Here is a 26,305-nt window from a genome sequence, read left to right on the forward strand (position 1 = left end):
CCGCGCGCGCCCCCCGGGCGGGGGGGCGGGCCCCGCCGCCCCGGGGGGGCGCGGGCGGCGCGGGCGGGCGCGCCCCCCCCCCGGGGGGCCGCCCGGCCCCCCCCCCCCGCCGTACCGCCGGGACGCGGCGGTCAGCCCTCCCTGCCGGGGACGACGCTCTCCACCAGGTCCAGGTAGGAGTTGACCGGGCGGACCTCGACCGGCTGCAGACCGGCCTCCTCGACGAGCGCGACCAGCCCCGCCTTGGTGTGCTTGCGGCCGCCGACGTTGAGCAGCAGCAGCAGGTCCATCGCGGTGGTGAACCGGATCTCGGGGCTGCCGTCCACCAGGTTCTCGACCACGATGACCCGGCTGCCCGGCGAGGCCGCCGCCACCACGTTGCGCAGGGTCAGGACGGTGCTCTCGTCGTCCCACTCCAGGATGTTCTTGAGCAGGTAGACCTCGGCCGAGACCGGGATCTCCCGGCGGCAGTCGCCGGCCAGCAGCGTCGCGCGGTCGGCGAGCGCGCCGCCGGGCCGCAGCCGCGGGTCGGCTCCCGCCACCACCTCGGGCAGGTCCAGCAGGGTGCCGCGCAGCCCCGGGTTGCGCTCCAGCAGCGTGGCGAGGACGTGCCCCTGACCGCCGGCGATGTCCACCACCGTGGCGACCCCGCTGAGGTCGAGCCGGTCGGCGAGGGCGAGGGCGGAGAGCCGGCTGGACTGGGTCATCGCCTTGTCGAAGACCGCGGCCGACTCCGGCGCCTGGTCGTGGAGGTGGTCGAAGAAGTCCATGCCGTGCAGCTCGGGGAAGACGGCCTTGCCGGTGCGGACGGCCTCGTCGAGGTGCCCCCACAGCTCCCAGGTCCACGGCTCGGTGCCCCAGAGCACCATGTGCTTGAGGGTCCGGTCGGTGTCCTCCCGCAGCAGCCGGGAGGTGTCGGTGTGCGCGTACCGGCCGTCGGCCTGCTCGGCGAACACGCCGTAGCAGGTCAGCGAGCGCAGCAGCCGCTGCAACGCGTCCGGGTCGGCGTCCACGGCCCGGGCCAGATCGGCCACGGTCGCGGGCTCCTCGCCGAGCGCGTCGGCCAGGCCCAGCCGGGCCGCCGCGCGGACGGAGGCGGCGCCGGCCGCACCGAGCGCGAGCTCGCGCAGCCGGATCACCGCCTGCGGAATGGTTTCGCCAGTCGTCGTCATCTTCTGCTCTCCTCAGGCGCCGTGCTGCGCGATCAGGTCGAACGGGGCCGGCTCGGCCTGGGCCAGCGCCATCACCTTGCCGACCCGGGAGCGGAACGCCGGGTCGGCGGTGGCCAGCTTGTGCGAGGCCGCGTCGTCCCACTCGGCGGTCTCCACGTACACCAGGGCGTTGGCGGCCGAGCGGTACAGGCGGTGCGAGCGGAACCCGGGCTGGGCGCTCATGTGCTCGGTGATCTCCTTGACGAGGGTCTCGAACTCGGCGACGTCACCGGTGACGGTGAAACGGTTGATGAAGGTGAACACGGTGTTCCTCCAGGCTGGTTGATCGGTTGATCGGCCGGTTGAGCGGGTTGGGTGGCTGAGCGGTTGTTGCAGGTTGACGCCTGGTGCCGGGTCAGGAGCGGCCGGGTACCCAGTCGCGCAGATCGCGCCGCTGCACCTTGCCGGTGGCGGAGCGCGGGATGCCCTCCACCAGCCGCAGGTGCCGCAGGTGCTCGTAGTAGGGCAGTTGGGCGTTGGCGAACTCGGCCAGCGCGGCCGGGTCGACGTCCGGGCCCCTCGGGACGACGAGGCCGACGGCGACGGCGCCGCTCAGCTCGTCGGGGTGGTCGAAGACCACGCAGTCGGCGACCGCCGGGTGCCGCATCAGCACCCGCTCGATCTCGGTCGGCGACACGAGCCAGTTGTCGCACTTGAAGACGTCCTTGATCCGGTCGACGACGGCCAGTCGGCCCTCCTCGTCGATCCGCCCGACGTCACCGGTGCTGAACCAGCCGTCCGCGGGCACCGCGGGGTGGCCGTCGCCGAGGTAGCCCAGCATCAGCTGCGGCCCCTTGACCTGGATCTCGCCCTTCTCGCCCACCGGAAGGACCGCGCCGGTCTGCACGTCCACGATCCGGCAGGCCGTCCCGGCCACCGGGGGGCCGCAGGATCCGGTGGTCGGCCGGTCCAGCAGGTCGAAGTGGGTGGAGGGCGAGGTCTCGGCGAGGCCGTAGCCCTGGACCACCGGGACCCCGAAGTGCTCCGACAGCGCCGCCGTGGTGCGCGGCGGCAGCGCGGAGCCCCCGGACAGCACCGCCCGCAGCGAGGGGATCCGCAGCGCCGGCAGCCGCAGGTCCCCGGCCAGCCGGGACAGCCGCACCGGGAGGCTGTACAGGTGGGTGGCCCGCCAGACACCGGCCAGCTCCACCATCGCCTCCTGGTCCTGCTCGGGGCAGAGCACATGGGTCGCGCCGACCGCGAGCGCGGTGTTCAGGTGCATGAGGTGGAACGACGGCAGGTTGTTGAGCGAGACCGCGTCCGCCTCAAGCCGGTGCGCGTACGCCGACTGCGCGGCGTTCACCAGCAGGTTGCGGTGGCTCAGCCGCACCGTCTTCGGCGCGCCGGTCGTCCCGCTGGTGAACTGCAGGCAGGCGGTCTCCACCTCCTCGCCGCCCGGGACGGCGGCCCGCGGCAGCGCGTCGAGCACGGGAGTGCCGTCCCCCGCGTCGGCGGTCACCACGATGTGCTCCAGCGCCGGGATCCGATGCCTCACCGCCGCGAGCCGGCGGTGCATCGCGGGCGACAGCACCGCCGCCCGTGCCCCGGACGCGTTCAGCACGTGCACCAGGGTGTCGTCCGAGATCAGCGGGTTGAACATGGCGCTGGTGTTGCCGGAGCGGGAGATCCCCAGGAAGGTGACGGCGAACTCCGCGGTGAGCTCGGCGGCGATCGCGATCACCGTCCGGGGGCCGCCGAACGCGCCGCGCAGCGCCTCGGCGCAGCGGGACACCCGCCCGTCCAGACCCGCGTAGTCGAGCACCAGGCCCTCGGCGACCAGCGCCGGGTGCCGCGGTGCCCGCCGGGCCGAGCGCCGGAGCAGGTCGTCGATCCTGGGGCCGCCGATCAGCTCCGCCACGGTGTCCAGCGGGGCACCGAAGGTCGTACTGTCCGATGGGGCACTGTCGGATGGGATGGACACGTCTGGGATGGGCACGTCGGGTTCCTCTCAGACGGCCGGAAGGTCGTCCCGGTACACCTGGCGGTGCCGGACCTTCAGCTCCCCGGCCTCCCGCACCAGCAGGTCCTCGCAGCTGCAGCTGAGGTGCACCGCGGCGGCACCGCCCTTGGGCGTCGCGACGATCAGCGCGTAGGTCTTGGCGAGCACACTGCCGTCCGGCTGCTCGGCGACCTCCAGCATGCCGAGCCAGTGCCGGTGCTGGACGCCCGAGGCGGCCAGGCGCGCCGAGGCCTCCCGGGCGCCCTGCTCGATGCTCGCCCGGCCCTCCTGCGGGTGCGGCCGGGCGTTGGCGGCGAAGACGCCGTCCTCGGTGAAGGTCGCGGCCCACTCCGTGACCGCGCCCTCGTCCAGGTGGCGCATCTGCCGGCCGTAGAAGTGCTGGACCTCCTCGTAGAGCGTTCCGGGCATCTGCGGGGCCTCCTCGGGTTGTTCGGGATCGGTAGGGCGACGTTCCCAGCCCCGTTTCGAATCCCGGTCGAGCGCGTTCCGTGCGGGCCCGCTCCAACGGGATTCGAAGCCCGCGGTGCAGGGTCGGGCCCAGGGGCGCCGAACGGGCCCCGGACTCTGAAGCGGAGGCTGATGCGATGAGCAGCGAGACAACCGGGGTCGCCCTGGTGACCGGGGCCACCAGCGGGATCGGACTGGCCGCCACCGTCCGGCTGGCACGGCGCGGCCTGCGCGTCTTCCTCTGCGCCCGCACCGGGAAGGACGTCGCCGAGACGGTCGAGCGGCTGCGCGCCGAGGGGCTCGACGTGGACGGCGTCGCGGCCGACGTCCGCGCCCAGCATGACGTCGAACGGGTCGTGCGGGCCGCGGTGGACCGGTTCGGCCCGATCACCGTGCTGGTCAACAACGCCGGGCGCAACGGCGGCGGCGTCACCTCCGCCATCACCGACGAGCTCTGGAACGACGTGATCGACACCAACCTCACCAGCGTCTTCCGGGTCACCCGGGAGGTGCTCACCACCGGCGGCATGGAGCAGGCCGGCCACGGGCGGATCATCACCGTGGCCTCCACCGGCGGCAAGCAGGGCGTCCCGCTCGGCGCCCCCTACTCGGCGTCCAAGGCCGGCGTCATCGGGTTCACCAAGGCCCTGGCCAAGGAGCTCGCCGTCACCGGCACCACGGTCAACGCGGTCTGCCCCGGCTACGTCGAGACGCCGATGGCCGTCCGGGTCCGCCAGGCGTACGCCGCCACCTGGGAGACCAGCGAGGAGGACGTGCTCAACCGGTTCGAGCAGAAGATCCCGCTCGGCCGCTACTCCACCGCGGACGAGGTGGCGGGCATGGTCGAGTACCTGACCACGCCCGCGGCCGCCTCCGTCACCGCCCAGGCGATCAACGTCTGCGGCGGCCTCGGAATCTACTGACGCTTCGTCAGGCTCCCTGAAGTTCCGGCTTTCCGGCAATCCGGCTTTCCCACTGACTGAACCCCACGAGAGAACCCGCGACGGAAGGTGGTCGACGAATGACCCGCACCGAGCACACCACCCACGACATCGACGTGGACGCCCCCGCCGACGTCGTCTACGCCGTCATCGCCGACGCCAAGGCGTGGCCCCGGCGGTTCGGACCCACCCTGCACGTGGAACACGCGGAACTTGCGGCGGGCGTCGAGCGGCTGCGGATCTGGGCCGGCGCCAACGGCGAGGTCGCACAGTGGACCTCGCGCCGCGAACTGGACCGCGGCCTGCGGCGGATCCGCTTCCGCCAGGAGGTCTCCTCGCCCCCGGTCGCCTCGATGGCGGGGGAGTGGCAGGTCCGCGAGCGGCCCGGCGGCTCCACCCTGACCCTCACCCACGAGTTCACCGCCGTCGACGACGACCCGCAGGGCGTCGAGTGGATCACCCGGGCCACCGACCGCAACAGCCGCACCGAACTCGGCAACATCAAGACCCTCGCCGAGAGCTGGGCCCAACTGGCCCGCCTGGAGTTCGAGTTCGAGGACTCGGTACTGGTCGACGCCCCGCTGGAGACGATCTACGGATTCCTCAACGAGGCCGCCGAATGGCCGAGTCGACTGCCCCACGTGGCCCGCCTCGACCTGCGCGAGGACACCCCCGGCATCCAGCACATGTCGATGGACACCCGCACCGCGGACGGCTCCGAGCACACCACCGAGTCGATCCGCATCTGCTTCCCCGGGGCGGGCATCGCCTACAAGCAGCTGCGCACACCCTCGATGATGTCCGCGCACACCGGTCGGTGGTCCTTCGAGGAGACCGGACACGGGGTCCGGGTGACCTCCTGGCACGCCGTCGTCCTCAACCCGGAGGCCATCCCCGACGTGCTCGGCCCCGACGCGACCATCGCCTCCGCCCGCGCGTTCATCCGCCAGGCCGCGGGCGGCAACAGCCGCGCCACCCTGGCGCTGGCCAAGCGCTTCGCCGAGGAGCGCCATGGCTGACCGACCGCCGACCGTCCTGGTCGCGGGCGCCGGCCCGGTCGGGCTCACCGCGGCACACGAACTCGCCCGCCGCGGCGTGCGGGTGCGGCTGATCGACGCCGCCGCCGGCCCGGCCACCAGCAGCCGGGCACTCGCCGTGCACGCCCGGACCATGGAGGTGCTCGACCAGATGGGGGCGCTCGACGCACTGCTGCCCCTGGGTCGACGGGTCACCCACTTCACCATGCACCGCCGGGGCCGCACCCTGGTCCGTTTCGACACCAACTACGAGACACTGCCCACCCGTTACCCCTTCAGCCTGATGGTGGACCAGGTGGTGACCGAACGGGTGCTGCGCGAGCGCACCGCCCGGCACGGCGTCGACATCGAGTGGGGCGTCGAACTGACCGCCGTCCGGCCCGGGCCCGACGCGGTCGAGGTCACCCTGCGCCACCCCGACGGGCGGGTCGAGGAGGCGACGGTGCCCTGGCTGGTCGGCGCGGACGGCGGCCGCAGCACCGTCCGCCGCCAGCTCGGCATGCGGCTGGTCGGGGACTCGACCCAGGAGTGGCTCAACGCCGACGTCACCCTCGACGCCGACCTGGCACCGGACAGCAACCACCTGTTGCACACCGACCCCGGGACCCTGCTGCTGGTGCCCTTCCCCGAGCGGGGCAAGTGGCGCGTCGTGGACACCGTGGACGTCGCCGGGGCCGACGACCCCGAACTGGTCCGGCGCCGGCTCGCCGCCAAGATCGGCCGGGCCCTCGGCCGACCGGTCGAGGTCGGCGCGCCCAGCTGGCTCTCGGTGTTCACCGTGCAGCAGCGGCAGATCACCCGGATGCGCTCCGGCCGCTGCTTCCTCGCCGGGGACGCCGCGCACGTCCACAGCCCCGCCTCCGGTCAGGGCATGAACAGCGGACTCCAGGACGCCTACAACCTCGCCTGGAAGCTCGCCGACGTCGTCCGCGGCCACGCCGGGCCCGAACTGCTCGACAGCTACGACGCGGAGCGGGTGCCGACCGGCGCTGTGCTGCTGCGCTCCACCCGGACCGCCACCGCGCTGGTCTCGCTGCGCACCGCACTGGCGCCGGCGCTGCTCACCGTCGGCACCGCCGTGCTGCGCGCGGTCCCGCCGCTGCGGCGCCGGATCGAGGGCAGGATGATCCGCGGGTTCTGCGGGTTGGCGCTGGCCTATCGGGACAGCCCGCTCACCCTGTCGACCGGTGCTGCCGGCGCTTCCGGTGGCACCGGTGGCACCGGTGGGATCAGGCCGGGCGAGCGGGTGCCCGGGGCTGCCGGGCCGGCGTCCGGAGGGGTCGACTGGGGTGGGCTCCGGGCCGAACTGACCGATCCCCGTTGGACGTTGCTGGCCTGCGTGCCCGGAGACGGTGTTCTGGGGGCCGGTGCGCCCGCGGCCGGGCTTGACGCCTACCGGGAGGTCCTGGCGGAGGTGGAGCGTTCGTTCGGCGCCGCCGTCTCCGTCCGGTTGCTGGCCGACGGTGATGCTCCTGGTGCGCCGGCCGGCGGTGACGGTCCGGGCGTGCTGCCCGACGCGGACGGCAGTCTGCGCCGTTCGCTGGGCCTGGTACCCGGGGAGTTCCTGCTGATCCGGCCGGACGGCTATCTCGCCGCCCGCGACCGCGGCCCGGACCGGATCCCCGAGGTGCTGCGGGCCTGCGCGCTGCTGCCGGAAGGGGTCGCCCCTGCGCCTCATTGACCGGCGGCCATTCGATGGGATCGGCCGCCGACCACATTGCGCTGCCGGTGACATCGTGTCCCTGGTCACATTGTGCCGCCGCAACGCCTGTGTCGGCCGACGCCCGGGAATGCTCCAATCCTCGCCGTGTTTCGCCGGCCGCTATGGTCGGTGGCCATGGTGGGGTGACGAACTTGCCCGCCGGGGCCGGAGCGCGGTTCATCGGGGCGGGTGTCTTCGGTCCGTACCCGTCATTCGCATACCTGCGCTCGGAGTTCCGTGCGTTCCGTGGGTTCCGGCGTTCCGTGCGTTCCGGCGTTCGCTGCGTTCCGGGAGCATTACGCACGGTGGCCCCGGCCATTTCCCGGGGCGCCGGCGGGAATTTTCCAGGGATCGCGCCGGGCAATCCGGGTACACCCCCGCGCCGGGCGGATTCACGGCTCCGGCACCGCCCGCCAAAATCGTTGGCGCGGGAGCAGGTTGGACGAAGGGTGCAGGCCGGTCGGCCGGACGCGGGCCGCCCCGAGCGGTGCACGGCCCGGACGGCCCGGGTTGCGGCAGATGTACAGGACGCCCGAACGGGACAGGTCCCGATCACCATCGGTGATCGGGACCTGTCCGTGCTTTCCGGCCCTGCTGTCCGGCGGCGGCCGTAAGGTCAGATCCGGCCGAACGCCCGCAGCATGTACTCCTTGCGGTCCAGCGGGTTGGTGTCCGTCCGGCGGCGGCTCGGGGTCGCGCCGACGGCCGGCTGGAAGCCGTGGAACCGGGTGAGCAGAACGCCCTCACCCTGGCTCAGCCCCGGCAGCCGCTGTTCGAACTCCTGTACCGTGCGGGCCGGGATGGTGCCCTCCACCAGGCAGGTGGTGCCCTGCGCCTTCGTCGTCTCCGGCGTGCCGGTGCACTCCACGAGGTTCAACAGGGCGGTGCTGGCGTTCTCGGCCGGTACCTCCAGTTCGAACCTGTTCACCGGCTCGAACACCTGCGTTCCCGCCTGCTTGAGCGCGTTCATCAGGACCAGCGGCGTCAGCTTGCGGAAGTCCCCCGCCGCGCTGACCGGGCTGGCGAACCCGCTGTGCGTCAGCGTCACCAGGATGTCGAGCACCTCCCAACCGTGCAGGCCCTGGTGGAGCGTCGAACGCACCGCCTCCTCGACCGCCTTGTGGAAGGCGTGCGGGAGCGAGCCCAGTTCGACAGACCGCTGGAAGACGACCCCCGAGCCGAGCGCCCCGGGCTCCACCCGCAGCCCGACCGTGGCCCAGAAGAAGGTCTTGCTCCGGTAGTCGATCTCCTCCACCCACTCGCCGACCCCGACCGGCCGCTCCACACAGATGATCCGGCTGCCCTCGAAGACCACGTCCAGCTTGTAGTCGTCGGCGAGCGTCGCCTTGATGACCTCCTTCTGGACCTCGCCGTAGAGGGAGACCGACACCTCCTGCTCCTCGTCGTTCTTGCGGACGTTGATGAACGGATCCTGGTCGGCCAACTGCAGGAGCGCCTCGTACAGTTCGGGCGTCGCGCCGGACCTGGTGGCCCGGACCACGGTCTCCAGGCTCGGCGGTGCGAAGAGGTGCCGGTCGCCCAGCCCCTCGGCGCTGCCGAGCTGGTCGCCGATCCGGATGCCCTTGAGGCCCCAGACCTTGGCGATGTCCCCGGCGCCGGCCTCGGCCTCGATCACCGCGGAGCCCTGGTCGAAGACCTCGACCACGGTCGTCCGGCCGGGCAGCTCGACGAGGGCGCCGTGCTGGTCCCGGCGGTGGATCGACACCTTGCTCCGGGGCCCCAGCACACCCGAGTGCAGCCGCACGTAGGCGACCTTCTCACCGGCCCAGCCGCGTTCGATTTTGAACACCGTGCCACGCGGTGAGCCTTCGGCGCCTCCGTGATTGACCGGAAACAGGCTGGTGATTCCGTTCATCAGTTCGGTGATGCCGGCGCCGGCCACGGCCGAGCCGAAGAACACCGGGTACAGCTGTGCCAGCCGGGTCTGCCGGGCGAGCTCGGTGGTGTAGTCCTGTGCGGTGAGCGCCGCCTCGTCGTCGAGGTAGCGCGCCAGGAAGGCGTCGCCGTGATCGGCCAGTGCGTCGGCCAGGTCGGTGGCGAAGTCGTCCGGCAGCTCTCCGGGTCCGTCCCGCAACTCTCCGGGTGCGCCCTGAAGCTCTCCGAGTCCGTCCCGCAATTCGCCCGGGCCGGTGGAGAGTCCGAGGCTTCCGGTCGCGATCCGGCGGGCCACGGCGCGGGCCTGCGGTGTTCCGATTCGATCCACCCTGGTCATCGGCACGATGGTCGGTGTGAGTTCGGAGCGGATCTCCTCCAGCAGGTCGTCGTAGCGGGCGCCCATCCGGTCGATCTTGTTGACGAAGAGGATCACCGGCATCCCCATCTTGACCAGGGTGCGCATCAGCAGACGGGTCTGGGCCTGGACGCCCTCCACCGCCGAGACGACCAGCACCACTCCGTCGAGCACGCCAAGGGCCCGCTCCACCTCGGAGATGAAGTCCGGGTGGCCGGGAGTGTCGATGAGGTTGACCTTCACGTCGCCGACGGTGAAGGACACCACCGCCGACCGGATGGTGATGCCGCGCTGCCGCTCCATCTCGTGGGAGTCGGTCTGGGTGTCGCCGCGATCGACGCTGCCGATCCGGTCGATGACGCCGGCCGAGTACAGCAGCCGCTCGGTCAGGCTGGTCTTACCGGCGTCGACATGGGCCAGGATTCCGATGTTCACGCTTGACATGACGTGCTTCCCCTAGTTCTTCGGTCTTCTCTTGCATAACCGGAGCAACACGGATCTTTCGGGGCACGTCATTCTCCTCGGATCGAGACATGGGTCCAACGTGCTCCAGTCTAACAGCACTTGACGGTGGGTCCGCCGATCGGCGGGGGTCGATCGGCGGGGGAGTATTCCCTTCGGAACAACTGCGCCGGACGCCTTGGAATAGCGGAGGTGCCACCTTGCGCGCAGTCCCCTTGAGGGCTTGATCGAAGAGTGGATATATATGGGTCGAGCGATAATCTCGGCGAAATCGGAGGCGTCATGAGGTTCAATGTTCTAGGCCCGCTCGAAGTCCTCGATTCGGGAATTCACTGCACACCGAGCGCACTGAAGGTCCGGTGGACGCTGGCGATCCTGCTGTTGCACGCGAATCGGATCGTCGATCTCGGCGTCATCATCGAGGAGATCTGGGGCGACAGCCCCCCGCGGACGGTGGTGACCACCGCGCAGACCTATATCTACCAACTGCGCAAGCTCTGCCGGGCGGAGGGCCGCGACTTCATCCTCACCAAGGCGCCGGGCTACCTGCTGCTGTTGGGCGAGGAGGAGCTCGATGCCCAGGAGTTCGAGCGGCTGCACCTCGAGGGCGCCCGCCTGCTGGCGGACGGGCACCCCGAGGCGGCGGCGGACCGGCTGCGCCAGGCGCTGCGGCTGTGGCGCGGCTCCGCCCTGGCGGACATACCCGTCGGCGGCACGCTGGCGGGCCACGTGGCGGTCCTGGAGGAGATGCGCCTGCGGGCGCTGGAGAACCGCATCCTGGCAGACCAGCAGATCGGCCGGCACCGGGAGCTCATCCCGGAGCTTCGGTCACTGACCCTGCACCACCCGCTCAACGAGTGGTTCCACGAGCAGCTCATGCTCGCGCTCGACCTGACCGGGCGGCGCAGCGAGGCACTGCAGGTCTACCGCTCGCTCTACCGCAAGCTCAACGACGACCTGGGCATCGATCCCTCGCAACCGCTGCGGGACCTGCACAACGACCTGCTCAGCGGCGTCGTGCAGCTGCGGGAGCCGCGTCGGGCGGGCGCGCTGCCGCCGGTGATGGAGCACGGCCGAACGGCGCGCTCAGCATAACGGCACCAGTAGCGCGGCGGCCCTGGCCTTGTTGACGGCGTCGATCCGGGAGACGGCGTTGAGTTTGACGAAGACGTTCCTCAGGTGTCGTTTGACGGTGCCCGGGGCGATGCTGAGGCGGCAGGCGATCGCGGAGTTGCTCAGGCCGTTCGCCACCAGTCCCATGATCTCCCTTTCCCGGGAGGAGAGTTGGGTACCACGCTGGCCGGCCGCCAGGCCGAGGCCGGACCGTGAGGCCATGATGTACACCCGGTCCCGGTTGGTGGCCAGCCCCCGGACCACGGACACCAGGCAGTCGCCGGCCACGTCCTCGGGCAGATAGGCGCTCACTCCGGAGCTGAGGTACATCTCCACCTCGCCGGGTCGCTCGTGCTTGCTCAGCACGGCCACCCGACAGGGGGCGCCCCGGTCCAGGAGCCGGACCAGGTCGTGTTCGGCGGCGGCGAGGGACTCGCTCGCCCCGTACAGCACCACGTCGATGCGGTGCTCCGACAGCACGTCCAAGGCCTCGGTCACGTCGCTCACGGTCGCGTGGACGACCAGATCGGACTCGGCGGAGAAGAGTGCGTGCAAGCCCTTGCGCAGCAGAGAATTTCTTTCGACGACGAGGATCGATGTGCGGGTCTTCAGCAGTGTCACGATAAGTCCCGTGGGTAACAGGCGCGGTTTTCCCGGTTGTGGGAGCCGTTCGCGACCGCCGCGGAATGTGCCGCGGAAGCCGTTTCCCGGTGCCACCCGGTGCGGCCGTATTCTGGTGATGTCGGGCGCGGTGAGATGTCGGTCCCGACTGTTGTCATGCGGCCGTCCTCACCCGGGGGGCCCGTCGGTTTCGACCGGCGGCGGTGAGGCCCGTCCGTCATTTCGGCCGCGGTGCCGTCCGATTTCCGGACGGTGGTGAAGCCCCGTCGCGTCGCCCGGGGGTACGGGCCCCGCCGCCGCGGCGGGCGGGCCGCGAGAGGCCCGGCGGAACCTGGGACTCCGCAGGTGCCGCCTGTGGTGCCGGATGGTTTGAGCCCGCTCGGGCGGCGGCACCGGTCCGCACGGCGGGGGCCGCCGGACGGGTGCGGGGCCGGCCGTCAAGCCGGGATCGCCAGCCGATCATTTTCTCCCGATCGTCGGTTGGTGGATGATTTCAGTGGGTTAATGGCGTGGTTGTCGGCGGCCGACGGGCCGCTTTGCCGTAGGGCGGCCGCAGTTCCGGACCCGGCGGGCCGCAGGGGCAGTCGGTCAATGCGGTCCGACGCGGCGGCGGTGCCGGGCCCGTCGTTACGACGTGCCATAAGGAGAACCTAACCGACCGTCAGGGCCATCCCAAGAGCGCTTTTTCGCCGCCTGGGCGGGGGTGAGATCACGGGATGGTTTCGCTCTCCGTAAACAGAGCGGAGGTGCGGGCCGAGGATTGACCTCCACGGGTGATTGACGCGTGTGCAAACGGGGAAGGTGACGCTAAATGATCAGAACGCCCACTCCGGCCCCGGTGGCCGGAGTGGAGGGCTGCCGACTGCCGCCAGTGCGTCGGCAGGTGACGGCCGAGCTTGCGGGGCGCGGGCCGATCGCCTCCTGAACTGCCCTTGTGGGCACACATGTTGGCCCTGATGGCCACTTCGCGACGGTCGGCCGCCGCCGGTCGGCGGGTAGGCCGACTGTCCGGGGCCTGCTCCGAGTGTGGCTGCACCGACGAGGTGGCCCCGGTCTCGGGGGTAGCGCACAGGTGACATCCGCCGACGGCCTGATGCCGACGTGCCCTGGCCGGGCGGCCGGCCCTTACCCGGGGCTGTCTGCCCTGGTGCTCTCCCCTCTGCTGTCCGCCCCTTCGGCGCCGGTGTGCTTGGTGTCGACGCGTTCGGTGCGGGCCCTGCCGGTGGTCTGGACCGGGATGCCGTGGTCGCCGGGGTTGGCGGGGTCGGCGTGGTCGCCGCGGTCGTGCTGCATGAGCCACATCTCGCGGAACGCACCCTCGGTGGTGGTGAGCTGGGGGAAGGTGCCCTCCTGGATGATGCGGCCCTTGTGGAGGACCACGATCCGGTCGGCCACGGCGGTGTTGATCAGGTTGTGGGTGACCAGCACGATCGCCCGACTGCGGGCGAGTGCGCGCAGGTTCCGGAGGATCCGGTGTTCGGCGCGCGGGTCGAGGTCGGAGGTCGGCTCGTCCAGGATCATGAGCGCGGCCGGCCGGTAGAAGGAGCGGGCCACGGCAAGGCGCTGCCACTGACCGGAGCTGAGCTCCACGCCTCCCCACCACTTCTTCGACAGCAAGGTCCGCCAGCCGCTGCGCAGCTCGGCGACGACCTCGTCGGCGCCGGTGGCCGCCGCCGCGCGGTCCAGGGCGGCCGGGTCGTCCACCGGCTGGCCGAGGTGGACGTTGTCGGCGGCGTTCATCGGCCAGCGGGCGAACTCCTGGGTGGTGACGGCGACATGTCTCCATGCGGCGTGCGGGTCCAGGTCCCGGGTGTCCGTGCCGTCCCACCGGACGGTGCCCACAGTGGGCAGGTACAGGGCGGTCAGCAGCCGCATCAGGGTGGACTTGCCCGAGCCGTTGACGCCGACGACGGCGACGATCTCACCCCGCCGGATGGTGAAGTCGACGTCCTCCAGTGCCGTGGCGTCGGTCTCCGGGTAGCGGTAGCCGACCCCACGCACCTCGATTCGGTCCGGCGCTGCCGGGGCGGTCCGCCCGCGGTCGAGGCGGTGGCCGCCCGCCTCGTCCAGGAATGTCGACCAGTCGTCCAGGTACATGCCGGTGCGGAACAGCGTGGTCCCCTCGCCGACCACACCCCGCAGGGCGTTCCCGGCCGCCACCAGCGCGAACACCGCGGTGCCGGCCGACACGACGGACATCCGGCCGGTGGCCAGCAGCCAGACCAGCGCGCCCCAGACCAGCGCGCCGCCGGCCCCGGCGACCAGTGCCCAGGCAAGGGAGACCCGCAGCGACGTCCACGCCGCCTCGTTGGTGCGCCGGTCGACCTTGGCCCCGGCCCGCGCGTAGCGGTCCAGCAGGACCGGCGCCATGGTGTCGGCGCGGATCGCGTCCGCGCACGCCTTGTCGGCCATGAACCAGCGCATGAGGCCCAGCACGCGCCGGTCGGCGAAGGTGTCGAGCATCGCCAGGTACTGCAGCCGGGCCACCTTGATCGAGGCGATGCCCTGCGGCAGCGCGGCCAGGAGCAGCAGCGGTAGCAGCAGCGGGTGCAGGATGCCGGCCACGCTCGCCGCGGCGACGAGCGACGCGGCGGCGGCGATCACGTTCTGGGCCTGGCCGAGGATCTCCTGGGACACCTCGGCGCCCCGGTCGGCGGCGTCCCACCGGTCCTGGAACCCGGAGGTGTCGTAGGCGGAGAGCTCGGCGTTCATCGTCGCCGCCGCGAGCCGGAGCTCGGACTCGCGGGAGATCTTCGGCGACAGGCGGTGCGACAGCCAGGTGATCACGATGCCCAGCAGCGCCCGCAGGCCCGCGGACGCGGCGATCAGCAGGACCGAGGGCGCCGCGTCCCACATCCGGCCGGACACGTCGCCGGAGCCCACCAGAGCGGTGATCGTGCCGGTCGTCGCGAACAGTCCGAACGCGCCGAGCACGCCGGAGACGATCTGGCAGGCCAGCAGGGCGAGGACCGAACCGCGGTCCAGCCGCCAGGCCGGAGCGAAGGAACGGGCGATCAGCTGGGGCAGCCGACGCGCCATCCGGGCGGGCGTCATCGCGGCCGCCGCCTGGCCGCTGGTGTCGCCCTGGTAGCTCCAGGCCACCTCCTCGGTGTGGTCCCCGGAGTCCGTCGGTTTATCGTTCTGGCTGGTTGTCGTGGTGGTCAACGGGTGTCTCCTCACGGGTTGTTGGGGCCTCGGAGGGATGATGATGCCGGTCTCCGGCGGGCTCGCCGGGCGTGTCGCCGTGACGCCACTCGAACGTGTGATTCATCGGCGAGCGGGGAATTCGCGGGGCCGACCCGAGGACCGACGGAAGGGCCGGGCAACAGGGCGGCGTCCGGGGAGGCCGTGCGCTGGGTCCGGGGAGCCCGCGCTTAGGCCCTGTCCGGCAAGATCGGCCGGACAGGGCCCTGCGCGGTGCGTTCCGGGTGCTCATCGACGCGGCCGAGGACATGGAGGTGGTGGGGGAGGCCGCCGACGGCCGCGAGGCCGTCGAACTCGCCCGGGCCACCCGGCCCGACGTGGTCCTGATGGACATCCGGATGCCCGGCGTGGACGGGCTCTCCGCGACGGCCGCGATCTGCGGGGACGAGGACCTCGCGGGTACCCGGGTGCTCATCCTCACCACCTTCGAGATCGACGAGTACGTGGCCCAGGCGCTGCGGGCGGGCGCCGGCGGCTTCCTCGGCAAGGGCGCCGACCCGAAGGAGCTGCTCGCGGCGCTGCGGACGGTCGCGGCGGGCGAGGCCCTGCTCTCGCCCGCCGCCACCCGCGCGGTGATCGACCAACTTCTCGCCCGGCCCGAGCCCGCCGCCCCCGACGCGCCGCAGCGGCTGTCGGCCCTCACCGCCCGCGAGCGCGAGGTGATGGCCATGGCGGCCACCGGCCTGACCAACGAGGAGATCGCCGAGCGGATGTACGTGAGCCCCTTCACCGTGCGGACCCACGTCCATCGCGCCATGGCCAAGCTCGACGCCCGCGACCGCGCCCAACTGGTCGCCATCGCCTACCAGTCCGGTCTCGTCCCGGTGACCCGTCCGCCCCGGTGACCTCGTGGCAGGGCGACCCGGGCAGCTCTTCCATCCCCGCCAGGGAGGTACATGTCACGGTTGCGTCACGTGATCGGCGGTCTCCAGCGACCGGGGACCGGCCCGCTGGAGACTCACGGCATGGGAATCGCTACTCCGCGGGCCGGCCGAAAGTCCTTCCGGGTACTGACCGCGACGGTCGTCCTCGCCTTCGCCGGTGCGGCGGTCACCGCCTGCTCCGCCGACAAGGCGACGCCCGAGCCGGCACAGTCGACCCCCGCGGCGTCGTCGGCCTCGAGTTCCTCGGCCATCCGCACGGTGGCCGTGTTCACCCCCGACCACCAGCTGGACGAGGCGCAACTCACGCGCTCCGGCGAGCTGTTGCTCGGCCGGGCCAAGGCGCGCGGTCTGTCGGACGCCCAGGTGTCGCCGGTGCCCGGCGGGTTGCGGCTCTCGGTCGCGGGCCCGGTCGCCGCCGACCGTCTGGTCGCCCTGGGCCGACAGGCCGTGCTGGAGTTCCGCCCGGTCCTCGCGCTCGCGCCCGCCGCCACCGCCCAACCGATCGGCGGGCCGGACCAGTTGCCGACCGGGACGGTGCCGCCCGACCTCGCCTCCCGGTTCACCGCTCTGACCTGTGGCGCCACCGCACAGGCCCTGACCGCGCCGACCGATCCGGCGGCCGCGCTGGTGGTCTGCGGCTCGGTCTCCACGACCGAACCGGTCGCCATGAAGCTGGCCCTCGGACCGCTCGCGGTTCGCGGTGCCGATGTCACCAAGGCCGCGGCGGAGTTCGACAGCCAGTCCAACCGGGGCTGGCAGGTCAACCTCTCCTTCAACCAGAAGGGCGCGGCGGCCTTCACCGAGGTGACGGGCAAGCTGGCCCAGCAGCCCGACCCGGCCAACCAGATCGCCATCCTGCTGGACGGCACGGTCGTCTCACACCCGGCCGTCATGCAGGCGATCACCGGGGGCGAGGTCGTCATCAGCGGAACCTACAACGAGGACGAGGCCCGGGACCTCGCCGCCACCCTCACCCAGGGCAGCCTCCCCGCCACCTTCCAACCCTCGACGACAACCTCAACCCCCTGAACCACCGGTCCGAGGGGCTGCTCCGGTCCCACCCCGCTCCGATCCGCCGACCGCACACGACGGTGGCAGCACCCGGCTCGCTAGTGGGCCGTTTCCGCGAACGCGGCGTGGGCCGGTGCGGCCGGGCCGTGCCAGTGTTGCAGCGCCTGGTGGAGCCCGTCGGCCTGGTCGTGACCGGCGGTGCGCAGCCATGCGGTGTGCCCGTCCGGCCGCAGGAGGATGGCCGCGAGTTCGGGATGGTCTGGGCAGGTCGCGGTGACGCCGAGCAGGGAGAAGCGGGTCGCCGCGGTACCGGGGAAGTCGATGCCGGCCTGTTTGCGGACGGTGCTTCGGCCGCCGTCGCAGCCGACCAGGTACGCGGCGCGGACGCGGTACTCGCGGCCGCCGGTGGTGACGGTGGCAGTGACGGATTCGGAATCCTGTTCCAGCACGCGCAGTTCGTGTCCGCGTCGGATGTCGGCCCCCAGGTCGAGGGCGTGCGCCTCGAGTATCTCCTCGACCCGGGTCTGCGGGATGCCCAGCGAGTACGGGTGGTCGGTGTGCGTGCCGGGGAGGGCGAGCGTCACCGGCGGGCCGGAGAACGCGGCGTGCGGCACTTGCCAACCCTCGTCGATGAGCCTCTTGGCGAGGCCGCGCCGCGCCAGCAGGTCCAGGGAGCGGGCGTTGAGGTTGAAGCCCCGGCAGAAGTCCGGCCGCTGCGCGTGGCGTTCGACGACGACCGTGTCGACGCCGGCGAGTCGGAGTTCGCTCGCGAGTAACAGTCCGGCCGGGCCGGCTCCGACGATCGGCACCTCGGTCATCGGGTGGTTCCCTCCGTGGACGTGGGGGCGGACCAGGTCCATCCCTGTTCGGTCTGTTCGACCTTGGGCCAGAACAGGCTGCCGTCGCGGATCCCGGCGATGGTCCGCCGCGTCCAGGCCAATTCGGCCTCCCAGGCGGCGGATCTCCCACAAGCGACCCGTCCCGGGAGCAGGATCGGAAGCGGCTGCCAGGGTCGGCCCGTGGCGGTCGCCTCGCCTGGCAGACCGCCGAGTTGCCCGCCCGGGAGACCGGGCGGGACGCCCGGGCGGCGCTGGTCCGGGCGGTGCTGGTCCGGCCGGAACTGGTCGTCGAGGTCGGCTTCGACGGCCTCCGGCGCAGCCCCGGCCACCCCGCCGGGCTGGCCCTGCGGTTCGCCCGGGTGGTGCGCTACCGGCCGGACAAGAGCGCCGCCGAGGCCGACACGGTGGCCTCCGTAGGGGAGTTGGCCACCGCCGAAGGGTTGTGAGGCCGTTCGCGCGGCCGGGTCCGCCGACCCGTCCGGCGAAGTGCCGCGGGGTGAAACGCATGGCGCCGCAATGGGGGTTCACGCACAGGGGCCGAATCGGCCATTCTCGATCCGGCCACCGTATCCCTCCGTGAACGGACCAGCGGCGGCTAGGTTGACCGTGACAACGAGAGGCGGCCGCCGGGCAGCCGGCGCCGCCCTGGCGAAAGGTGCCCGACATGCAGGTGAGCGTCGACCGGGACCGTTGCTGCAGCTCCGGCATGTGCGTGACGAACGCCCCCGCGGTCTTCGACCAGGACGACCGGGACAGTCTCGTGAGGCTACGTCAGGCCGTGCTGCTGCCCGAGCAGTTCGACGAGGTCAGACTCGCCTCCGAGCTCTGCCCGGGCCGGGCGATCACCGTCACCGGGGACGAGCCCGTGCGGACCGGGGCCTGACGGACCCCCGCCGCCGGCCCCGCAGGCCGCCGGGAACCCTCCCGGGCCCCGAACCCCACGAGAACACCCGCGACGTGAGGAGACCCCCGCCTTGACCACCGCACCCACCACCCCCGTCCTCCCACTGCCGGCCCGGCACTCCGGGGGCTGCCCGTTCGGCCCGCCGCCCGAGTACTCCGAGGCCGCCGCCACCGGGCCGGTGACCAGGGCCGAGCTGCCCGACGGCGACCTCTGCTGGCTGGTCACCGGCTTCGCCGAGGTCCGCACCGTGCTGTCCGACCGCCGGTTCAGTGCCGACATACGCCACCCGGCCTTCCCGCTGCTGGTCGCCGGCGCTCGCGGGCTGATCACCGACAATCCGGACTTCCTGCGGCTCGACGACCCCGAGCACGCCCGCCAGCGCCGCATGATCACCGGGGAATTCCTGGTCAAGCGGGTGGAGGCGCTGCGCCCGGAGATCCAGCGGATCGTGGACGAGGTACTGGACCGGATGACCGCGGGCCGGACCATGGCCGACCTGGTCACCGACTTCGCGCTGCCGGTGCCCTCACTGGTGATCTGCCTGCTGCTCGGCGTGCCGTACGAGGACCACGACCGCTTCCAGAGCCTGAGCCGTACGATGCTCAGCCAGGAGAGCACCGTGGAGCAGCTCCGGGAGGCCCAGGAGGAGGTCCGGGCCTACCTGCGCGACCTGACGGCCCGCAAGCGCGCACAGCCGGAGGACGACGTCCTTAGCCGACTCGCGGCGCGGGACGACCTGACCCCGGACGACGTGGCCGGCACGGCCGTGCTGCTGCTGATCGCCGGGCACGAGACGACCGCGAACATGATCTCGCTGTCGACCGCGCTGCTGCTGGAGCACCCCGAGCAGATCCCCGGCCTGGCCGACCCGGCCACCCTGCCGGGCGCGGTGGAGGAGCTGTTGCGGCTGCTGACCATCGTGCACACCGGCTTGCCCCGGGTGGCGCTGGAGGACGTGGAGCTGGGCGGCGTCACCGTCCGGGCCGGGGAGGGCGTGATAGCGATGCTCTCCACCGCCAACCGGGACGAGGCGGTGTTCGGCGGCGCCGGCCATCGGGCGACGGACGAGCTGGACCTGGACCGGGACGCCCGGCGGCACCTGGCGTTCGGCTTCGGCGTACACCAGTGCCTGGGCCAGCCGCTTGCCCGCGCCGAACTCCAGATCGCCCTGGAGACGCTGTTCCGCCGGCTGCCGGGGCTGCGGCTGGCCGGCGAGCGCGAGTTCCGTACCGATTCGTTCATCTACGGCATGCGGTCACTGCCCGTCACCTGGTGAGAGGGGCCCAATGGAGAACCCCCACCGGAGTGCCGGACGGAACCTGGGCGGGAGCAGTCCGGGCGATCACGTGCGGAGCCGGCTGACGAGAGCGGCTGCGGTGACGGTGCCGAGGTAGACGCATCCGTGCTGGTCGTATCGGGTTGCGACCGCTCATCCTCCGCGACTGCCGACAGAAGGGCGACGGCCTGCACCACGCGGTGCAGGCCGTCGCCCACCTGCACAACCTCGCCGCGGGCTCGGGGTCAGTCGTGCTTCGGGCCGGAGCCGTAGGGGCGGACCTGGAGTCGCCAGGGGTCGGTGGGTTTGTCGGTGTGCAGGACGAACAGGCCGGGGCGGGGGAGGGTGACCACCCGCATGGCCTCGCCGTAGGCGCTGATGTAGGTCCGGAACCAGGAGGGAAGTCCCTTGGGGGAGGGGCACTTGCAGTCGTCGTCCCGCCAGCAGCCGCAGACGAACTGGGCGTGCCACGAGGAGGACTTGGCGTGGACGACCACCTCGCTGGGGTCGCCGGGGCGGACCGCCAGGACCGTTTCGCCGAACCCCTCGCGCTCGCCCAGTAGTTCGTCGACCTCCGCGGGGCCGTACAGTCGGACCGACCACTCGCTGCGGCCGCCTGACTCCACTTTGAGGTGGGTGACGTCGCCGGCCAGCACCCTGCGGGAGCGTCCGCGTTTCTCGTAGGAGGCGACGTAGAGCAGGGAGGAATGGGTGTCGACGCGGGTGCGCGTCCTGACCATCGGTGTGATGGAGAAGCTCGACCTGGTCGTCGCCTCCACCAGTGCCACGGCCACCACCCCGGGTTCGGGCCGCTCGATGGGGAACTCCAGCTCGGTCGGCTCGTCGGTCCGGCCGGAGTAGTGGAACCGCTCGCCCTCCTGGCGCTGCGGGACCGGCCCGGGACCGTCCAGCGGACCGGTGGTCACGGTGAGACGGGGCAGGCCGTCCTCATCGACGGGACCCGGCACGGGAGTGGATACGGGCTTGGCGGCGGGCACGGGTGCGGGTTTGGCGGAGCGTTGCCGGGACCGGGGTACGGCGTCCCGGGGTGCGGAGGGATCCGAAGCCTCGGCCCGGCGCCGTTGCTCCAGCCTGACCAGCGCGGAGTGCACGAGGGCGAGTTCCGTGCGTCGAGCGCCTGAAACGGCTGCCGGCTTCGGCCGCGCTGCTTTCGGCCCGGGCTTCGCTCTCGGCTGCGGCTTCGGCTGCGGCTTCGGTTTCGCGGTGGACACCGCCGGCACCGTCCGTACCGGTGTCGCATCCGGCGCGACCAGCGCCCGGGCGTCGTCCGCGGACTTCGCGGCGACGGCGGCCGAGGCGGCGGCCCGTCGGGCCGCGTCGATCGCCTGGTTTCGCAGGACGGCCGAGGCGGTGAGGCACCCGAGGGCGAACCCGGCGACGATGGCGATGACGGCGACGAACAGCATGGCCCCCCCGGTGGATGCGCGTTCCGTACCGATCGAGGCTACGCCAGGTAGGCGGTCGTCAACCATCCTCGGGCGGGGGCGAATCGAGCACGGGCAAGGGGAGGGTCGGAGCGGGCGTCCGGCGGCCCGCCACCCGTACCGCTGGAAGGGTGGCGGGCCGCCGTGCGGTTCTGACGCATCGTCAGAGCGGAAGCAGCTCCGGGCGCTTCGCCTCGACATGGTCGCCGGAGGACTCGCCGCGCAGGCGGCGGCCGACCCACGGGACCAGGTAGGTGCGGGCCCAGTGCAGGTTCTCCCTGCGCTGTTCGGCGGGGGAGAGCTCGGGCACGGTCGGCCAGGGCGCCTCCGGGTCCTGCTCGGTGCGCAGCCCCAGCGAGCGGGCGGCCAGCAGGGCGACCCGCTGGTGGCCCTCGCCGGACAGGTGCAGCCGGTCCTCGCTCCAGGCCCGGCGGTCCTGCACCGCGCGCAGCGACCAGAGGTCCGCGACCTTGCAGCCGTTGCGGTCGGCGACGGCCCGCATGTGGCCGTTGTAGGTGGCGATCTTGCCGCGCAGGTGCTTGAACAGCGGCACGCCCCGGGTGTCGAAGCCGGTGCAGATCAGGACCGTCCCCGCCGACTCGACGAGCTGGACGACGGCGGCCTCGAAGCGCTCGGCCACCTCGTCCGGGTCGCTGCCCGGGCGCAGGATGTCGTTGCCGCCGGCGCAGAAGGTGATCAGATCGGGCTGGATGCGGCGAACCTGCGGCACCTGCTCGGCGGTGATCTGGTCGAGCAGTCGCCCGCGTACGGCGAGGTTCGCGTAGCGGAACCCGCCCGGCGGGCGACCCTCGGCGAGCAGGCCGGCCAGCCGGTCCGCCCAGCCGGCGAAGGCGCCGCCGGCTCCGGGGTCGTTCAGGCCCTCGGTGAAGCTGTCGCCGAGGGCGGCGTACGAACTGAGGTCAAGGGTCTCCTGGAGGTTCGGCATGAAGGAGATAGTTCACTGTCTCAAGTGACCTACGCCACCGTAGGTGGCCCGTCGCGGTACGTGAGATGGGCCACGTGGGCTTCCCGGAACACGTCGGGCCCTTGCCTTGTTGATGTCGGCCCACCGGTCGGCAGGCTCGGGAGGCCGGGCGCCGGGCGCGGTCTGAGCGGTCGTCACCCTCAGGTGCAGAGCCCCCCGTGCGCCTGTGCGCCGGGGGCCGCGCCGGGTGCGCGGGGGGTTGCGTCCGCCGGAGGGGTCCGCACGTGCGTACGAACGGCGCCACCCGGGCAGCCGCCCTCTGGGGCGTACGCCCGTACTCCCGCGCGGCCGGGGTGCCCCGGTACCCCTCCCGTGCTCCCGCACCACCGGACGGCGGAGGTTGCCGTATGCCGAACCGAACCCCGGAACGGACCGCCAGGCCGCGTCGCTACCTGATGTGCCGACCGACGCACTTCACCGTGGACTACGCGATCAACCCCTGGATGGATCCGGCGCAGCCCACCGACACCGCCCTCGCCGTCCGCCAGTGGGAGCGGCTGGCCGCCCTGTACCGGCGGCTCGGCCACACGGTGGACCTGATCGAGCCGGTGCCGGGCCTGCCCGACATGGTGTACGCGGCCAACGGCGCCACCGTGCTGGACGGCCGGGCGCTGGTCGCCACGTTCCGGCACCCGGAGCGGGCCGGGGAGTCCGACGCCTACCAGAGCTGGTTCCAGGCCAACGGCTTCCGCGAGGTCCACCGGGCGGGGTTCGTCAACGAGGGCGAGGGCGACCACCTGGTCGCCGGTCGCCGGGTCCTGGCCGGGACGGGCTTCCGGACCGACCGCGCGGCGCACGCCGAGGCCGGCGCGCTGTTCGGCGTGCCCGTGCTCAGCCTGACCCTGGTGGACCCGCGCTTCTACCACCTGGACACCGCGCTGGCCGTCCTCGACGACGACCACGTCATGTACTACCCGGAGGCCTTCGCCCCCGACAGCCGGGCCGCCCTGCGCGCCCTCTACCCGGACGCGATCCTCGCGGACCGCGCGGACGCCGAGGTGTTCGGCCTGAACGCCGTCTCCGACGGGCGCCGGGTGCTGCTGCCGGAGACCGCCAAGTCCCTCGCCGGGCGGCTGGTCGAGCACGGGTACGAGCCCGTCCCGGTGGACCTCTCCGAACTGCTCAAGGGCGGGGGCGGCGCCAAGTGCTGCACCCTGGAGCTCAGGACGCGGTGACCACGCGGCAGTGACCAGGCCGCGGTGACCGGGCCGACCGGACCGTCAAGGTCCCGTCACGCCGGTCGGATCAGGCGCCCAGCCAGAGGTCGGGGCCGAACACCTCGTAGTGGATGTCCGCCGCCGGCACGCCCGCGGCCAGCAGCTGCGTCCGGACGGAGCGCAGGAAGGGCAGCGGACCGCACAGGTAGGCGGTGGTGCCGGGCGGGACGGCCACCGTGGAGAGGTCGACCAGCCCGCTGCGCTCGGCCGGCCAGTCGCCGAGCGGCCGCTCGTAGAAGACATGGGCGGTGGCGTCCGTCAGCTTGGCGGTGAGCTGGGTGAGTTCGGCCCGGAAGGCGTGCGTGAGCTGGTCGCGGTCGCCGTGCACGGCGACCACCGGCCGGGTCGATCCGCCGGCGGCCAGGTGGGCGAGCATGGCGGTCATCGGGGTGTTGCCGATGCCGGCGGAGGCGAGCAGGACCGGCCCGTCGCCGTCGGCCAGCGCGACATCGCCGAGCGGCGGGGTGAGTTCGACGGTCCCGCCGGCCCGCAGGTGGTCGTGCAGGTGGGTGGAGACCTCGCCGGCCGGGGTGTCCTCGGACCGGGCGGCCCGCTTGACGGAGAACTGGAGCGCGCCGTCCGGGTGGCCGGAGAGGCTGTACTGGCGGATCTGCCGCGCGCCGTCCGCCAGCATCGTCCGCACCGAGACGTACTGGCCGGGGCGGGCGGGCGGCACGGGCCCGCCGTCCGCGGGGCGGACCAGGAAGGTGGCCACCTCGTCGGTCTCCTGGTAACGGGCGACCACGGTGTACGGGCGCCACAGGTCGGCCGGGTCCGCGCTGCCCTGCCCGGCGGCGGCCTCGCCGCGCAGCCGGTCCTCGACGGCGATCAGCGCGTTGGCCATCAGCCAGTAGACCTCGTCCCAGGCGGCGGCCACCTCGGGGGTGACGGCCTCGCCGAGGACCTCGACGATGGCGGCGAAGAGGTGCTCGTGGACGATGCGGTACTGGTCGGCGGAGATGCCGACCGACACGTGCTTGTGCGCGATCCGGGCGAGCATGGCGTCCGGCCGCTGGTCGGGGTGGGCGATCAGCGCGGAGGCGAAGACGGCTATCGACCCGGCCAGCGCCTGCCGCTGGGTGCCGTTGGCCTGGTTGCCCCGGTTGAAGAGGTCGCTAAGCAGCTCCGGGTGGGCGGCGAACAGCTTGTCGTAGAACAGCGGGGTGATGTCGCCGATCGCGGCGCCCACGGCGGGCAGAGTGGCTTCGACGACCTCGGCGGATTTGGCGGACAGCATCGATCTCGCTCCAAATTTGTATCTGAAACTCGTATTTAAGCCCGCGCGCAGGTGCGTGCGGAACCGGGTGTGGGTGTGGAGTGCGTGCGTGCGAAGGGGTGGTCCCGGTGGCGCGCCCCGCGGGCGGGCCGGGTCAGTCGGTGGGTCTGATGGTGAGGCTGAGCAGGACCGGCCCGGTGGGGGAGGCGACCAGGTCGCCAATGCAGAGCGGGTCGAGCGCCGCGAAGAACGCCTCCTGTGCGGTGCGCAGCGCCCCGCGCAGACGGCAGGCGGCGCGCAGCGGGCACGGCGGATCGTCCTCGCAGCCGACCACGTCCCCGACGCCCTCCAGCTCGCGCAAGAGCAGCCCGAGCGATCCGGTGCGGCCGGCGAAGGTGAGGGCCAGGCCCCCTCCGCGCCCGCGCCGCGCCTCCACCACGCCGAGGTGCTGCAGTCGGCTGACCACCTTGGCGGCGTGCGTGTACGGCACCCCGACCGCCTCGGCCACCTCGCGGGTGGTCGGGGTGGCGTCGTCCTCGACGACGGCCAGCCGCATGGCGATGCGGAGGGCGATGTCGGTGCTCTTGGTCAGCCTCACGATGTGCACGCTAGCTAATACGACTTACAAAATCCAGTTTATTGCCCGCTGCGGCGTCAGGCGTCCTCCGGCGTGCCGGTGATCTCGCGCACCACCCGCTCGTAGCGGTGGAAGAGCCGGGGCCCGGGTGCGGGGTCGGAGCCCTCGGTCGCCAGTAGCAGCCGCCAGCAGTCGGCGGTCAGCGTGCGGGCCTCGGTGCCGGGCCAGGGGCGGGGCAGGAGTTCGGGCGGCAGCAGCGGGTCGGGCGTCGTCGCGCGGGTGAACGCGGCGGCCAACTCCACGGTGATGGCGAGCCGTTCGGTCCGACCGGGGGGATCGGCGGCGGTCAGCCGGGCCAGCCGTTCGCCCGCGATGGCGGCCAACCGGCGGTGCCCGTCGGCGAGTTCGTCGATCGGCCAGAGCCGTCGGGCCAGTGCCGCCGGCCCCGCCTCGCCGCCGATCCGCAGGTCGGTGCTGGTCATCAGGGTCAGCCGGTCGCGTACCCCGAGCCGCTCGGCCTCGGTCTCGACGTACGGCTCCCAGGCGTTGGCGCAGACGTAGACGCCGCCCTGGACGGCCGCGCCGCCGAGCGCGACCAGGGCCTCGCGCAGCGCGTCCCGGGCGGGGCGGGCGGACTCGGGGACGGCAAAGGCGGCGAGGTGCCAGCTGCCGTCCCAGGGCGCGAGCCCGGCGTCCTGGGCGTACATGTGCCGGACGAAGCCGACCTCCGGTTCGGCCGCGAGCCGGGCCTCCTCGGTCTCCCGCAGAACGGCGCGCCGACCCCGGCCCTCCTGGACGATCAGGCCCTCGGCGGCCATCCGCTTGATGCAGAGCCGCACCTGCTGGTCGGACATCCCGAGCGTGCCGGCCACCTCGTACAGCTCGCCCGCGTCGACCGTGCCGTCCGCCCGGACCAGCCCTTCGACCAGCGTCCTGGTGGGGACCTCGGGCCTTGGTTCCTCCGTCATCTCGACCGCTCCCTTCCTCGAAGGAGTGTAGTAC

General features: G+C 72.5%; 22 protein-coding genes and 2 pseudogenes. 11 read left to right on the forward strand and 13 right to left on the reverse strand.

Translation table 11 applies throughout. The annotated features are described in order from the left end of the window. Positions 1 to 131: 131 nt before the first annotated feature. From ACIGZJ_RS22940 to ACIGZJ_RS22955, 4 genes are all read right to left on the reverse strand, one after another. A complete protein-coding gene (locus ACIGZJ_RS22940; RefSeq protein WP_396458957.1) occupies positions 132 to 1,172 on the reverse strand; it encodes a methyltransferase in 1,041 nt (346 codons plus the stop codon). 12 nt (positions 1,173 to 1,184) lie between these two features. After that, positions 1,185 to 1,475, reverse strand: a complete 291-nt coding sequence (locus tag ACIGZJ_RS22945) for an antibiotic biosynthesis monooxygenase family protein (protein WP_387951870.1) — start codon at positions 1,473 to 1,475, stop codon at positions 1,185 to 1,187. A 91-nt stretch (positions 1,476 to 1,566) separates the two neighbouring features. Beyond that, complete coding sequence (locus tag ACIGZJ_RS22950) at positions 1,567 to 3,132, reverse strand: class I adenylate-forming enzyme family protein (RefSeq protein WP_396458958.1); 1,566 nt, start codon at positions 3,130 to 3,132, stop codon at positions 1,567 to 1,569. A gap of 27 nt (positions 3,133 to 3,159) precedes the next feature. After that, on the reverse strand, positions 3,160 to 3,579 hold the full coding sequence (locus ACIGZJ_RS22955; RefSeq protein WP_387951874.1) for a nuclear transport factor 2 family protein: 420 nt from the start codon (positions 3,577 to 3,579) through the stop codon (positions 3,160 to 3,162). Positions 3,580 to 3,755: 176 nt separating this feature from the next. Between ACIGZJ_RS22955 and ACIGZJ_RS22960 the strand changes: the two genes are divergently transcribed. The 3 genes from ACIGZJ_RS22960 (at position 3,756) to ACIGZJ_RS22970 (ending at position 7,277) form a co-directional block, all read left to right on the forward strand. Next, positions 3,756 to 4,541, forward strand: coding sequence for an SDR family NAD(P)-dependent oxidoreductase (locus tag ACIGZJ_RS22960; RefSeq protein WP_396458959.1), 786 nt, complete (start codon positions 3,756 to 3,758; stop codon positions 4,539 to 4,541). 98 nt (positions 4,542 to 4,639) lie between these two features. Then, positions 4,640 to 5,578 carry an aromatase/cyclase gene (locus tag ACIGZJ_RS22965; RefSeq protein ID WP_396458960.1) on the forward strand — a complete coding sequence of 313 codons (939 nt, stop codon included), beginning with the start codon at positions 4,640 to 4,642 and terminating at the stop codon, positions 5,576 to 5,578. Next, positions 5,571 to 7,277: an FAD-dependent oxidoreductase gene (locus tag ACIGZJ_RS22970; protein ID WP_396458961.1), complete on the forward strand. Its 1,707-nt coding sequence runs from the start codon at positions 5,571 to 5,573 to the stop codon at positions 7,275 to 7,277. Before ACIGZJ_RS22965 ends, ACIGZJ_RS22970 begins: the two co-directional genes overlap by 8 nt. A 637-nt stretch (positions 7,278 to 7,914) precedes the next feature. Here the strand turns inward: ACIGZJ_RS22970 and ACIGZJ_RS22975 are convergent. Further along, on the reverse strand, positions 7,915 to 9,993 hold the full coding sequence (locus ACIGZJ_RS22975) for a GTP-binding protein (protein ID WP_396458962.1): 2,079 nt from the start codon (positions 9,991 to 9,993) through the stop codon (positions 7,915 to 7,917). A gap of 300 nt (positions 9,994 to 10,293) precedes the next feature. Here ACIGZJ_RS22975 and ACIGZJ_RS22980 point away from each other — a divergent pair, with 300 nt between their 5' ends. After that, positions 10,294 to 11,106 carry a BTAD domain-containing putative transcriptional regulator gene (locus ACIGZJ_RS22980; RefSeq protein ID WP_396458963.1) on the forward strand — a complete coding sequence of 271 codons (813 nt, stop codon included), beginning with the start codon at positions 10,294 to 10,296 and terminating at the stop codon, positions 11,104 to 11,106. Here ACIGZJ_RS22980 and ACIGZJ_RS22985 read toward each other — a convergent pair. Continuing rightward, on the reverse strand, positions 11,098 to 11,745 hold the full coding sequence (locus ACIGZJ_RS22985; protein WP_396458964.1) for a response regulator transcription factor: 648 nt from the start codon (positions 11,743 to 11,745) through the stop codon (positions 11,098 to 11,100). The genes ACIGZJ_RS22980 and ACIGZJ_RS22985 overlap by 9 nt on opposite strands. Positions 11,746 to 12,870: 1,125 nt before the next feature. Then, a complete protein-coding gene (locus tag ACIGZJ_RS22990) occupies positions 12,871 to 14,910 on the reverse strand; it encodes an ATP-binding cassette domain-containing protein (RefSeq protein WP_396458965.1) in 2,040 nt (679 codons plus the stop codon). Between the two features lie 245 nt (positions 14,911 to 15,155). Between ACIGZJ_RS22990 and ACIGZJ_RS22995 the strand changes: the two genes are divergently transcribed. After that, positions 15,156 to 15,794, forward strand: coding sequence for a response regulator (locus ACIGZJ_RS22995; RefSeq protein WP_396459030.1), 639 nt, complete (start codon positions 15,156 to 15,158; stop codon positions 15,792 to 15,794). 120 nt (positions 15,795 to 15,914) lie between these two features. Continuing rightward, positions 15,915 to 16,862 carry a SecDF P1 head subdomain-containing protein gene (locus tag ACIGZJ_RS23000; protein WP_396458966.1) on the forward strand — a complete coding sequence of 316 codons (948 nt, stop codon included), beginning with the start codon at positions 15,915 to 15,917 and terminating at the stop codon, positions 16,860 to 16,862. A gap of 80 nt (positions 16,863 to 16,942) precedes the next feature. Here the strand turns inward: ACIGZJ_RS23000 and ACIGZJ_RS23005 are convergent, their stop codons facing one another. Further along, complete coding sequence (locus ACIGZJ_RS23005; protein WP_396458967.1) at positions 16,943 to 17,662, reverse strand: FAD-dependent monooxygenase; 720 nt, start codon at positions 17,660 to 17,662, stop codon at positions 16,943 to 16,945. Between the two features lie 212 nt (positions 17,663 to 17,874). Between ACIGZJ_RS23005 and ACIGZJ_RS23010 the strand changes: the two are divergent. From ACIGZJ_RS23010 to ACIGZJ_RS23025, 4 genes and pseudogenes are all read left to right on the forward strand, one after another. Beyond that, positions 17,875 to 18,129: pseudogene (locus ACIGZJ_RS23010) on the forward strand (ATP-dependent DNA ligase); the annotation flags it as partial. Between the two features lie 218 nt (positions 18,130 to 18,347). Beyond that, positions 18,348 to 18,566, forward strand: coding sequence for a ferredoxin (locus tag ACIGZJ_RS23015; RefSeq protein ID WP_396458968.1), 219 nt, complete (start codon positions 18,348 to 18,350; stop codon positions 18,564 to 18,566). 91 nt (positions 18,567 to 18,657) lie between these two features. Next, positions 18,658 to 19,863: a cytochrome P450 gene (locus ACIGZJ_RS23020; RefSeq protein ID WP_396458969.1), complete on the forward strand. Its 1,206-nt coding sequence runs from the start codon at positions 18,658 to 18,660 to the stop codon at positions 19,861 to 19,863. Positions 19,864 to 20,018: 155 nt separating this feature from the next. After that, positions 20,019 to 20,096, forward strand: a pseudogene (locus ACIGZJ_RS23025) (IS5/IS1182 family transposase); the annotation flags it as partial. A 12-nt stretch (positions 20,097 to 20,108) separates the two neighbouring features. Here ACIGZJ_RS23025 and ACIGZJ_RS23030 read toward each other — a convergent pair. Next, positions 20,109 to 21,290 (reverse strand): hypothetical protein, encoded by a 1,182-nt coding sequence (locus ACIGZJ_RS23030; RefSeq protein WP_396459033.1) that lies wholly within the window; start codon positions 21,288 to 21,290, stop codon positions 20,109 to 20,111. A gap of 181 nt (positions 21,291 to 21,471) precedes the next feature. Next, positions 21,472 to 22,254: an SGNH/GDSL hydrolase family protein gene (locus ACIGZJ_RS23035; protein ID WP_396458970.1), complete on the reverse strand. Its 783-nt coding sequence runs from the start codon at positions 22,252 to 22,254 to the stop codon at positions 21,472 to 21,474. Between the two features lie 386 nt (positions 22,255 to 22,640). Between ACIGZJ_RS23035 and ddaH the strand changes: the two genes are divergently transcribed. Beyond that, on the forward strand, positions 22,641 to 23,468 hold the full coding sequence (ddaH, locus tag ACIGZJ_RS23040) for a dimethylargininase (protein WP_396458971.1): 828 nt from the start codon (positions 22,641 to 22,643) through the stop codon (positions 23,466 to 23,468). A gap of 70 nt (positions 23,469 to 23,538) precedes the next feature. Here the strand turns inward: ddaH and ACIGZJ_RS23045 are convergent, their stop codons facing one another. The 3 genes from ACIGZJ_RS23045 to ACIGZJ_RS23055 all read right to left on the reverse strand — a co-directional run bounded on the left by ACIGZJ_RS23045 (position 23,539) and on the right by ACIGZJ_RS23055 (position 26,271). Beyond that, positions 23,539 to 24,747, reverse strand: a complete 1,209-nt coding sequence (locus ACIGZJ_RS23045; RefSeq protein WP_396458972.1) for a globin domain-containing protein — start codon at positions 24,745 to 24,747, stop codon at positions 23,539 to 23,541. Positions 24,748 to 24,880: 133 nt separating this feature from the next. Further along, entirely contained in the window at positions 24,881 to 25,324 is a 444-nt protein-coding gene (locus ACIGZJ_RS23050) for an RrF2 family transcriptional regulator (RefSeq protein ID WP_392939252.1), read from the reverse strand. 56 nt (positions 25,325 to 25,380) lie between these two features. Next, complete coding sequence (locus tag ACIGZJ_RS23055) at positions 25,381 to 26,271, reverse strand: PaaX family transcriptional regulator C-terminal domain-containing protein (RefSeq protein WP_396458973.1); 891 nt, start codon at positions 26,269 to 26,271, stop codon at positions 25,381 to 25,383. Between the last annotated feature and the right edge of the window lie 34 nt (positions 26,272 to 26,305).

This window comes from Kitasatospora sp. NPDC052868, assembly GCF_044547105.1.
GTDB lineage: Bacteria > Actinomycetota > Actinomycetes > Streptomycetales > Streptomycetaceae > Kitasatospora.